Origin of the sequence: uncultured Thiodictyon sp., assembly GCF_903828115.1 — a bacterium.
In the GTDB taxonomy this organism is placed as follows: domain Bacteria; phylum Pseudomonadota; class Gammaproteobacteria; order Chromatiales; family Chromatiaceae; genus Thiodictyon.
This window is the reverse complement of the sequence record NZ_CAIKKU010000321.1, coordinates 1-9,507: the sequence shown is the minus strand read 5'-3', so window position 1 is coordinate 9,507 and position 9,507 is coordinate 1. Positions and strand designations below refer to the sequence as shown.

General features: G+C 64.2%; 12 protein-coding genes. 3 read left to right on the top strand and 9 right to left on the bottom strand.

Annotated elements, in window-relative coordinates; translation table 11 throughout:
• Positions 1-124 precede the first annotated feature (124 nt).
• Together nifN and nifE are read right to left on the bottom strand one after the other, a co-directional pair.
• Positions 125-1,513 carry a nitrogenase iron-molybdenum cofactor biosynthesis protein NifN gene (nifN, locus tag QZY48_RS11665; protein ID WP_295431025.1) on the bottom strand — a complete coding sequence of 463 codons (1,389 nt, stop codon included), beginning with the start codon at positions 1,511-1,513 and terminating at the stop codon, positions 125-127.
• Positions 1,506-3,005 (bottom strand): nitrogenase iron-molybdenum cofactor biosynthesis protein NifE, encoded by a 1,500-nt coding sequence (nifE, locus tag QZY48_RS11660; protein WP_295431024.1) that lies wholly within the window; start codon positions 3,003-3,005, stop codon positions 1,506-1,508. The genes nifN and nifE overlap by 8 nt, the downstream gene beginning before the upstream one ends.
• Positions 3,006-3,289: 284 nt before the next feature.
• Between nifE and QZY48_RS11655 the strand changes: the two genes are divergently transcribed.
• Together QZY48_RS11655 and QZY48_RS11650 are read left to right on the top strand one after the other, a co-directional pair.
• A complete protein-coding gene (locus tag QZY48_RS11655; protein WP_100920939.1) occupies positions 3,290-3,523 on the top strand; it encodes a ribbon-helix-helix domain-containing protein in 234 nt (77 codons plus the stop codon).
• The gene (locus QZY48_RS11650) at positions 3,517-3,861 is read left to right on the top strand and encodes a type II toxin-antitoxin system PemK/MazF family toxin (protein WP_295431023.1); all 345 of its coding nucleotides are present in this window, start codon (positions 3,517-3,519) and stop codon (positions 3,859-3,861) included. The genes QZY48_RS11655 and QZY48_RS11650 overlap by 7 nt, the downstream gene beginning before the upstream one ends.
• A gap of 182 nt (positions 3,862-4,043) precedes the next feature.
• On the opposite strand, the gene QZY48_RS11645 is transcribed toward QZY48_RS11650, so the two are convergent.
• From QZY48_RS11645 to ppx, 6 genes are all read right to left on the bottom strand, one after another.
• Positions 4,044-4,307, bottom strand: a complete 264-nt coding sequence (locus QZY48_RS11645; RefSeq protein ID WP_295431022.1) for a DUF2442 domain-containing protein — start codon at positions 4,305-4,307, stop codon at positions 4,044-4,046.
• Positions 4,279-4,569, bottom strand: coding sequence for a DUF4160 domain-containing protein (locus tag QZY48_RS11640; RefSeq protein WP_295431021.1), 291 nt, complete (start codon positions 4,567-4,569; stop codon positions 4,279-4,281). Before QZY48_RS11640 ends, QZY48_RS11645 begins: the two co-directional genes overlap by 29 nt.
• A gap of 151 nt (positions 4,570-4,720) precedes the next feature.
• Entirely contained in the window at positions 4,721-5,194 is a 474-nt protein-coding gene (locus tag QZY48_RS11635) for a DUF4365 domain-containing protein (RefSeq protein ID WP_295431020.1), read from the bottom strand.
• Positions 5,195-5,222: 28 nt separating this feature from the next.
• Positions 5,223-5,588 (bottom strand): hypothetical protein, encoded by a 366-nt coding sequence (locus tag QZY48_RS11630; protein WP_295431019.1) that lies wholly within the window; start codon positions 5,586-5,588, stop codon positions 5,223-5,225.
• Between the two features lie 190 nt (positions 5,589-5,778).
• Complete coding sequence (locus tag QZY48_RS11625; RefSeq protein ID WP_295431018.1) at positions 5,779-6,006, bottom strand: hypothetical protein; 228 nt, start codon at positions 6,004-6,006, stop codon at positions 5,779-5,781.
• Between the two features lie 356 nt (positions 6,007-6,362).
• On the bottom strand, positions 6,363-7,883 hold the full coding sequence (ppx, locus tag QZY48_RS11620) for an exopolyphosphatase (protein ID WP_295431017.1): 1,521 nt from the start codon (positions 7,881-7,883) through the stop codon (positions 6,363-6,365).
• A gap of 205 nt (positions 7,884-8,088) precedes the next feature.
• Between ppx and QZY48_RS11615 the strand changes: the two genes are divergently transcribed.
• On the top strand, positions 8,089-8,271 hold the full coding sequence (locus QZY48_RS11615) for a PA3496 family putative envelope integrity protein (protein WP_100920934.1): 183 nt from the start codon (positions 8,089-8,091) through the stop codon (positions 8,269-8,271).
• A 118-nt stretch (positions 8,272-8,389) separates the two neighbouring features.
• Here QZY48_RS11615 and QZY48_RS11610 read toward each other — a convergent pair.
• The coding region (locus QZY48_RS11610; protein WP_295431016.1) for a mechanosensitive ion channel domain-containing protein at positions 8,390-9,507 on the bottom strand (1,118 nt) is incomplete at its 5' end.

Here is a 9,507-nt window from a genome sequence, read left to right as displayed (position 1 = left end):
GTTGTCGTTGTCGTAATAGCAATCGGAGAAGCGATGCAATCCGGCGTGCGAGCAAATTCGGGGCGTTACGATAAGCTCGATTACGACAACGACAACGACAACGACAACGACGCGACAAGCGTCCCTAACCCTGGTGCGCCCGCACCGCCTCATCCGGCCGCGGTGACAATCGCGACCGGTAGGGGTGGATCTCCCCGCGCTCCAATTGCAGCAGGATGTTGGCGAGCTCAAAGAGGGTGGCGCGGGTGCCCTGGTAGCCGATCCAGGTGCGCTGGTAGCCGCCGACCCGGTCGTATTGGGGGAAGCCGGCGCGCAGCAATGGGATACCCAGGCGGCTCGCCGTATGCGCCGCGTGCGAACTGCCGATCAGCACCTCCGCCACCTGGTCCCGGGCGTCCGCCTCCAGGTCCTCCAGGTCGCCGATGCGCACCCGCTCGCAGCGCACCTGGGCCAGCGCCGGGGTATTGACCGGGGTGGCGGCGGCCACGGTCGCGGCGCCGACACCGGCCAGCAGTTGACTGAAGCCGACCAGCAGGTCGGCCTCCGCGGCGATGGCGAAGCGGGTGAGTCCCAGCATGAAGTGACTGTCGAGCATGGCGTCCTGGAGTTGGGCGCGGCTGCGCTCCAGTCGCTCCGGGACCGGGTTGCCCGAGACGGACGCCAGGGTCTGGACCAGGGTGTCGACCGCGTCCAGTCCCATCAGGTGCGCGAAGCGGTGGTCGGGCACCCCGGTGCGCTGGTGCAGCAGGTCCGCCGCGTGGTCCATGGAGGCGCCGATGACCAGGGTCGCGACCGCATCGCCCAGGGTCGCCAGTTCACTGACCAGGGTGCCGCCGATGGTGAGCGGGTTGAACTCCTCCGGCGGCAGATGGCCGTCGAGCGAGTCCGAGAGGTCAGGCAGCACCAGCGGGCGCAGGCCGAAGGACTCGATGAGCTCCTTCAGGTGCTCCAGGTCGCCGGGGGTCAGGGCCGAGCCGGCCAGCACATTGACCTGGCGGCGGCGCCGGCCCGGCCTGGTGCCGGCCAGGTCCGCCGCCGGGACCAGGGCCTCGATGATGGCGTGGACCGCGAGTGCGAAGCCGGACTCCAGACACCCGCTGAAGTCCGGCGTGGCGACCGCGACCACCGGTATCTGGTCGAATTCCGGGTGCTTGGCGCGGAATTCCCGAACGGCCATGTGGATGTCAGCCCCCTGGGCCTCGGCCAGCCCGGTGGTGGGCACGCCGATCAGGTCCGGGTGGTTCTTCTCGCACAGGACGCGCAGCCCCTCCACCACATTCTCATTGGCCCCCATGATCGCGCTCACCTGCTCCATGGCGGTCGACTGGAGCGGGATGGGTTCCCGGAAGTGGCGGACGAAAAAGACCTTGCCGAAGGCGGTGCAGCCCTGGGAGCCGTGCAGCATGGGGATGGCGCGGCGCATCCCTAAGAAGGCCAGCGCCGCCCCGATGGTCGCACTGGCCTTCAGCGGACCGACCGAGAGCGCCTTGCTGCGTTTGAGTATTTCAGGCATGTGCCGACTCCGCGTCGGGTCCGCCGTGCGGACCGGTGTCGCTCTCGTAGGGTCCGCTGCGCGGACCAGCACCAAGCAGGTCAACCGCAGCAGCGGTGCCGGACGCGGCGGCCGACCCGATAGACCATGGCGCCGGCCGCCGCACCGCCTCCCACACCGGACTCTCCGCCGTCAGGCACAGTTGCTTGGCCAGTTCCAACATGCCGCTATAGCCCGCGTAGCCGAATTCGCGCTCCTGGTTGATGTCCAGGAAGGGCACCCGCGCCTTGAGCGCGGTATACATGTTGCGGCCCCCGGCGATCAGGATGTCCACCCCCTGGTCGCGCACGATCTTGAGCAGGGCGCGGGGATTGCCGTCCTCGATCATCACCGCGTCCTCCCCCATCAGTTCCCGGATGCGCGCCTTGTCGTCCTCCGTGGATTTGCGGGTACCGGTGGCGACGACCGTCATCCCGAGGTCCTGCAGGGCCGAGATGATCGACCAGGACTTGACCCCGCCGGTGTAGAGCAGGACCTTGCGGCCCGCCAGACGCGCCCGCCAGGGTTCGAGCCTGGCATGGATGGCCGCCTCCTCCCGGGCGATGAGGGTCTCGGTGCGGGCAGTCAGGTCCGGGTCACCGATGATCCGGGCAAAGTCACGCAACGCCTGCGAGACGTCCGCCACCCCATAGAAACTGCCCTCGAACCAGGGCGTGCCGAAGCGCTCCTTGAGCATCCGCGCCACGTTGATCATGGCCTTGGAGCAGACCATCATATTGACCTCGGAGCGGTGCATGGTCTGCACCTCGCGATAACGGGCGTCGCCCGAGAGGCTCCCCAGCACCCGCAGGCCCAGTTCGTCGAACAGCGGTGAGACGTGCCACAACTCGCCCGCGATGTTGTACTCACCCACCAGGGTAATGTCGTGGACCTTGAAGCCGGGCCCCTCGATCCCGGGGGGCAGCGGGTCCGGCTCCCGGGTGCCGCAGACGTGCTTGACCATGGTCTCGCCGGCGATCCGGTTGCCCAGGTTCTTGGTGCCGTAGAAGCCGGCCGCGTCCACCGGCACCACCGGGGTGCCCCAGCGGCTCTGCGCCTGGCGGCAGACCGCCTCGATATCGTCGCCGATCATCGCCGGGATGCAGGTGTTGTAGACGAAGACCGCCGCCGGGTGATAGGAGTCGATCGCCTGCTTGATGGCGTGGAAGAGGCGCTTCTCGCCCCGGCCCATGATCACGTCCTGTTCGGTGAGATCCGTGGTCATGCCCATCTTGTAGAGTGTGGGTCCGGAGGAGCGGGTGCCGCGGCTGTCCCAGGAACTCCCGGCGCAGGCGATGGAGCCGTGGACGATATGGGCCACGTCCGCGATCGGCAGCAGCGCGATCTGGGCGCCGTCGAAGGCGCAACCGCCCGCGGTGGCCCCCGGCTTCGGCTTGGCGCAGCCGGATTTGGCCTTGCTGTTGTGGGCGCAGGCCGGCTCGTCGAGCAGGGCGGCGATCTCTTTCTTGTTCATGGGCACTCCGCAGTCCGCGTTTGGGGGTGTCCATGCAGACCTCGTGCCAGTAGTTAAGTTGCTGTTCCGTAAGGTTACGATGAGGGGGCGGGTCTGTCGCATCTACGACAAAGGGGCCTTGATGGCGGATCGCAACCCGGGAGCGTGGGCGTCCCGCCCGCGAGTGACCGGCCGCGTCCCTGCTCGGCGGCGGGCTGCCCGCGCTCCGGGCGACAGGATGACGCAGGATCAATGACCGCGGTAAGTCCGTGCACTGAGTTTGCCCTGGCCGTTATACTCCGGGTATGAAAACAGCTATCTCGGTTCCAGATGACGTGTTCGGTGAGGCCGAAAACCTCGCCGCCCGCCTGCGGATTTCCCGTAGTGATCTCTACGCGCGGGCGCTCAAGGAATTCCTGGAGCGACACGCTGACCAAGTGACAACGACCCTCGACACCCTCTGCAGTGACATCGACAGTAAGCCGGACGAATTCCTGGTCCGGTCGGCCCGCAAGGTGCTTCGGAGTACCGAGTGGTGATCCGGCAGGGTGATCTTTGGTGGGCAGACCTGGGCGAACCGGTCGGCTCCGAACCGGGTTATCGGCGCCCCGTTGTCATCGTCCAGTGCGATGCGTTCAACCGCAGCCGGCTCGCGACCGTCGTTTGCGTCCCGCTGACCAGCAACCTCAAGTGGGCCGACGCCCCAGGTAATGTCCTGCTTGAGTCACGCGGAACCGGGTTGGCCAAGGACTCGGTCGCGAATGTCTCCCAACTCCTGACCATTGACCGCGGCACCTTGACCGAGCGGATCGGTAGGCTCGCAAAGCCGCAACTCGACGCGATCCTGGCGGGTATCGACATGGTGCTGGGGCGCTGATACCTCGTGCCACCTATTGGCCCAGGTCCCTTGCCGCTGTCATTCCGGCAGCCGTAGGTGGAGGTGACGAAGGAACCCCAACGCGATGGCGTCGAATGCGGGATGTTGATGTTCGTTTCTCATCCGAACCTACGGCGCTTTGCCGGAGCGCAAAGCGCGGTCGGCCCCGGGCTCCCGCGTCCTTATGCATAATCCGGCATCTTGGATACAAGCGGAAAGTCCTCAGGCTTACGAATGGACTCAACCGCCAGATCAACGTCGATCTCCGGCCAATACAGATGATTCTTGGTCGGGCGCTCGACCCTGATGAGTTGCTCAATGGTAGCGGACTTGAACCAAGGGAACTCGGAAAATGGTATCGCAAGTTCCTCATCGTCAAGCAGAATCCATAAGCAGTGCGGCGATATGTTGGTGACCTCAGCCGCCAAAGTGACGATGCCAGGCATCTTCAATCTCCTGAATGTGCGCTTCGACGATTGACTGCGCTTGCCGCACCTGTACCTGTGTCAGACCCAGGTTCAGCGCCAGATGTATGGTCGGTGTGAGCCAGAACTTCGCCTCCCCGTCCGGATGTGCAATATGGACGTGGATACGGGTCTCCTCACGAGAGAAGAAGAACAATCGGAATTGCCCATCGCGGACGATTGTCGGCGCCATGTGCGGATTTACCTGAGTGTCGCGGTTGAGTTGCCCAACGCCAAAGATCATCGGGCGGTAGGTTGGGGTGAGGAACGAACCCCAACGCGATGGCGTAGGCTGGCGGCTATTGGGGTTCCTCCGTCACCCCAACCTACCGCGCTGGGTGTGGCAACGAAAATGAGAGAATGCGCGGCGTGCCCCGACGCCTTCTTGGCGTCTCCTATTTGATTCCTTGGGTCGCGCTTTTCATTCGTTCAATGGTCGGCCAAAAAGAAAAAGGTTCCAGCGATGCCAATGATGTTTCGGAGATCTGAAGTCCCCATTCAGGTTTGCTCTTGAGTCCCTCGTAATCCCGGCTCACAAACATCGGATCGCGACCCGCCCAGGCCAATGAGGGAATAAGGTACAGTATTGGCTCCTGCTCTTTGAAAAGAAGGACAAGCGCCAAATACAACTCATTGCGCAAGTGAAATTTCTCTTTCTGCATGAAAACGTAGCCGGGTTTGCGGAGAGATTTTACTTGGATTTCTATGAAGTCGTTCTTATCGTATCTGGCTACGAAGTCGACTCCTCTATCGTCTACTTCAGTTCCATAAACCTGGAATCCACACATTGTGAACTCCATTGTCACAAAATATTCGGCGAAAGCGCCGACTTGTTGCTTATTCAGTTCGTTCCAGCGGAATCGGGGCATGAGTTGGTATCGGTGGGCAACCTACGGGTTAAGCGCCTTTACTCGCATTCGAGGGCTGCTTTTTTACAGCCAGTTCCAACTGTTCAACGCCAGGGTTCCCATGTCCGAGCCAGTTGAATGAAAAAACCTTTGCCTGGGCGGAGGCAAGTTCTCCGGCAGATGCGCCGGCAAACCCCGATCCTGGAAGGCCGGACTCCTGCTGAACGACAAGAATGGTGAGGGGCGGCAGACCTTTAAGTAGACAGTATGACTGAATTGGTTCCAAGAGTGCGCCGAGTCCGCCGGTAAACGCACCAGTGGCTTGAGCTAACTGTGAATATGTGATGTTCTGTCTATGGCTTGCAGCCCATGCCAAAACTGCCCAGATTTGAGTTGCTCGTTCAGTTCTTGTCATGCGTTCGGCTCCAAACAATAAGTTGGTCTACAGCAGGTCGGATGGTCCGGCCGACCTTGAAGTCGGGTCGTCGCATCCTTGGACGAGACGGCCTTACCCCTGCGGGGGCTAGGCTTGAGTTCTTTCCCCGCGCCCAGAGGAAATCAATTTCGACGCCGGCCCTCTTCGCCCCTGCGCGGCTTGGGGTCCGCTAGGTGCTCAGGCTGGCTCCACGCTTGCTGCGCAGGCGCCGATCCACGGCTGCTTGGCTGATTTCTTCAACACTCTTATCATTCCATAGGTTTCTCTGCCATTCTGTATAGTCGAATGGTTCGCGGCTGATTAATGTAATAAATTTCTCAGCCATTACTTCCCCAAGAGCATCGATTAAGGCTTCAACTCCTTGGACTTTCAGCTCGGTGTCAGTTATTGCGTTCATCTATAATTCCTGCCAAGTTAATCGGCGTTATTGCTATGATGTCAGTTACGCTGTTCATTTATCAAGATATATTCTCATTGGGCTTTGATCATCGTTCCGGCCAGCGACTGGCCGGGATGATGATCAAGGCCATCAAATCATCCCAAGTGGCCTGAGTCGGCAAGTGATCGATCAACTTGTGTGCGGCGTCTCGAATGTCTGTTTGCATGGTGTCCTCAGGGCTCGGCGGTCCGGGGCCAGTCGATCAAATGTCGCGCTGCTTGTCAATGTCCGGGTTGGATCGATCAGTCCGGGCGTCGCGCCCGTCTTGAGTGTGGACTTCCAGCCCGCGCGGGCGGGACGCCCACGCTCCTTTGTCACTTGAACGCCAACCTGACCCCCGCCCCCTTCAGGAAGTCCGCCTCCTGTTCCAATTCGAGGACGTTGAGCGGATGTCGACTCAGCCAGCCGTCGGGGAAGACCAGCGACAGGTTGTCGCCTTCGACCTGGAGGACCGGCCTGGGTCTGTTGTTGGGGGCGCGTCCGCGGTGCAGCAGCGCGGCGATGCGCAGGATGACGCACAGGCGTTTGGTGCAGTCGCGGACGCCGGTGGGCAGGGCGGCGAAGTCCTGGGTGGGGAATTTGCGGCGGTGCCCCAGCACCAGGGCGGCCAGGATCGTCTGCTCCTGACGGGTGAAGCCGGCCAGGTCGGCGTTGCGCAGCAGGTAGGCGCCGTGCCGGTGGTATTGGCTGTGGGCGACCATGAGGCCGATCTCGTGCAGGCGGGCGGCCCAGGCGAGGATGCGGGGGTAGCGGGCGTCGCCCAGGCACCAGGGCCCCCCGACCTGGCGGTAGAGGCCGAGCGCGGTCGCCTGGACGCGGCGCCCGTGGGCCTCGTCGACCTGGTATTGGCGCGACAGGGTGCGCATGGTGCGCTCGCGTACGTCCTGGTGGTGGTGGCGCCCCATCATCTCGTAGACCAGGCCCTCGCGCAGGGCATAGTCAGAGACCTGCATGTGCGCGATGTTCAGGGTCTGGAAGACGGCGCACAGGACGGCCACCCCACCGGCGAAGACCGGCTTGCGCTCGTCCGGGAGTCCCTTGAGATCGAGCGAGGAGACACGCCCGGCGCTGATCAGGGCCTCGCGCAGGCGCTTGAGCGCGGCGGCGGAGATACCGTCCTCGCTCCAGCCCTCGGTCTGCACCACCGCGGCGATGGCCTTGATGGTGCCGGAACTGCCCACCGCCGTCTGCCAATCGGCGTGCCGGAAGGTTTCACGGACGGGACGCAACTCAATGGCACCGGCCAACTGCGCCTTGTCCATCGTCTTGGCCGAGACCTTGCCGTCGGCGAAGTGGCGCAGGCTCATGTTGACGCAGCCCATGTGCAGGCTCTCGCGCAACTGGGCGGTGAAGTCCTGGCCGACGATCAGTTCGGTGCTGCCGCCGCCGATGTCGACCACCAGCCGGCGTGCGGGGCCGGCGGCCAGCCCGTGGGCCACCCCCAGATAGATCAGTCGCGCCTCTTCGCGTCCGGCGATGATGTCGATGGGGTGCCCCAGGACCGCCTCGGCGCGCTCGACGAACTCGGTCGCCGGCCGCATCTGGCGCAGTGTGTTGGTGCCGACCGCCTGCACGCTGCCCAAGGGGAATTCACGCAGGCGCTGGCCGAAACGCCCCAGGCAGGCGAGCGCGCGCTCCGCCACCTCGGGCAGCAGGCGCCGGTCTTCCGTCAGGCCCTCGCCCAGGCGCACCGGCTCTTTCAGCCGGTCGACGATCTGCATGTGACCGTCGGCGATACGGGCGACGATCATGTGGAAGCTGTTGGAACCCAGGTCGACGGCCGCCACCGTTTCGTGCGGCACGCCGGTGATGGGCGGGGGTGTGGCTTCGGGCATTGTGCAGTCCAGCGGGGGCGTTCGGGAGTTGTGATTATGGTATCAGGAGGGGCCTGGGGACTGCCGCGCCGCACGGCCCGGGGCCGCGTGCGGCGGCTGAATTCGGGAAATTGATCCAGAGTATTGAAACTATTTACTTGCGTAGCGGGCGGCGTTGCGTTAGATAACCGACGTTGTGTTGCACGCATGTTCCGAGGTAACGGAAATGTTGGATCCTGAAGGCCGCTTTAGCGAGGAGACGATCGAGGCCGTGCCTCCTCCCATGCACGCGGATGACCCCCGGGGCTCAGCCCCCAACCTGGCGATTCGTCGCCGCATCGAGCGGATGCGCGAACTCAAGAGCCTGCGTGAGCTCCTGGACGATCCCGATTTCGATGACTTGACGTGAACAATGCGGCGGCCGGTAGGCCGCCGCATTGTTTATGCTGATTGTTTCTGGCGCTGCCGCTGCCGCGGCGGCTCTGCGTTCATTTGCGGACGAATCTTCTTCTGCTTCTCCGGCGTGCTCACGGCGGCCCCGGCGGGGGCTGGTGGTCGGGCGGCTCCACCCGGTGCAGGCGCACGTCGATGGTATCCCGGGCGCTGATGTTGATCTCGCGTTGGGGGAAGGCGATGCCGATGCCGTGTTCGCGAAAGGCCTGTTCGATCGCCAGATGCATCTCGGTCGTCACCCCCTGGCGGATCTCCATCGTCTCCAGGTAGCAGCGCAGCACGAGTGTCAGGGCGTTGTCCCCGAAGGCGTCGAGCGTCGCCAGCGGGGGCGGGTCCTTCAGGACGCGCGGGTTGGCGGCGGCGGTCTCGGTCAGCAGGGTCAGGGCCAGGCGGGCGTCGCTGCCGTACTCGATGCCGACGGTGATCACGATCCGGTTGAGCTGGTCGGTCAGGGTCCAGTTGAGCAGGCGTCCGGTGATGAACTCCTTGTTGGGGACGATCAGTTCCTGGCGGTCCCAGTTGCGGATGGTGGTGGCGCGGATCTCGATCTTGGTGACGATGCCGGTGACGCCGCCGATCGTGACCGTGTCCCCGACCCGCACCGGGCGCTCGAACAGGATGATGATGCCGCTGATGAAGTTGGCGACGATCTCCTGCAGGCCGAAGCCGATGCCCACGCTCATCCCCGCCACCAGCCACTGGACCTGGGACCAGCGCAGGCCCAGGGCGCCGAAGGCCGTCAGGATGGCGATGGCGGTGATGGCATAGCTCACCAGGGTGCGCACCGCGTAGCGGGTGCCGGCGTTCACCGAACTGCGCCGCAACAGCAGGATCTCGATCAGGGCGGGCAGGTTCTTGGCCGCGATCAGGGCGACCGACAGGATGATCACCACCAGGCCCGCGTCGGCGGCGGTCACCGGGACCAGTTGCTGGACCCCGTCCACCGTGGTCGCGGAGTGCCACAGGACGATCTTGCGAAAGATGTTCAGGGCCGGCAGCGTCGGTGACCAGAGCCACCACAGGCCCAGGACCGCCAGGATGAAGATGCTCGCGTGCAGCAGCTTGCGCGTCTGTTCATCCAGGATTGCCAGGTCCGGCTCGGGCTCCTCGACGGGCGGCGGGGCGTCCGTGGCCTCGCCGTCGCGTGCCGCGCCCCGGCCGCCCGCGGTCGCGCTCGCGGCGGCGGCGCGGC

What these genes read in the sequence shown, in the direction of transcription:
- ppx (WP_295431017.1), bottom strand. Translation starts at nt 7,883, where the DNA reads ATGCCCGAAGCCACACCCCCGCCCATCACCGGCGTGCCGCACGAAACG.
- nifN (WP_295431025.1), bottom strand. Translation starts at nt 1,513, where the DNA reads ATGCCTGAAATACTCAAACGCAGCAAGGCGCTCTCGGTCGGTCCGCTG.
- QZY48_RS11655 (WP_100920939.1), top strand. Translation starts at nt 3,290, where the DNA reads ATGAAAACAGCTATCTCGGTTCCAGATGACGTGTTCGGTGAGGCCGAA.
- QZY48_RS11630 (WP_295431019.1), bottom strand. Translation starts at nt 5,588, where the DNA reads ATGACAAGAACTGAACGAGCAACTCAAATCTGGGCAGTTTTGGCATGG.
- QZY48_RS11640 (WP_295431021.1), bottom strand. Translation starts at nt 4,569, where the DNA reads ATGATCTTTGGCGTTGGGCAACTCAACCGCGACACTCAGGTAAATCCG.
- QZY48_RS11635 (WP_295431020.1), bottom strand. Translation starts at nt 5,194, where the DNA reads ATGCCCCGATTCCGCTGGAACGAACTGAATAAGCAACAAGTCGGCGCT.
- nifE (WP_295431024.1), bottom strand. Translation starts at nt 3,005, where the DNA reads ATGAACAAGAAAGAGATCGCCGCCCTGCTCGACGAGCCGGCCTGCGCC.
- QZY48_RS11625 (WP_295431018.1), bottom strand. Translation starts at nt 6,006, where the DNA reads ATGAACGCAATAACTGACACCGAGCTGAAAGTCCAAGGAGTTGAAGCC.
- QZY48_RS11615 (WP_100920934.1), top strand. Translation starts at nt 8,089, where the DNA reads ATGTTGGATCCTGAAGGCCGCTTTAGCGAGGAGACGATCGAGGCCGTG.
- QZY48_RS11645 (WP_295431022.1), bottom strand. Translation starts at nt 4,307, where the DNA reads ATGCCTGGCATCGTCACTTTGGCGGCTGAGGTCACCAACATATCGCCG.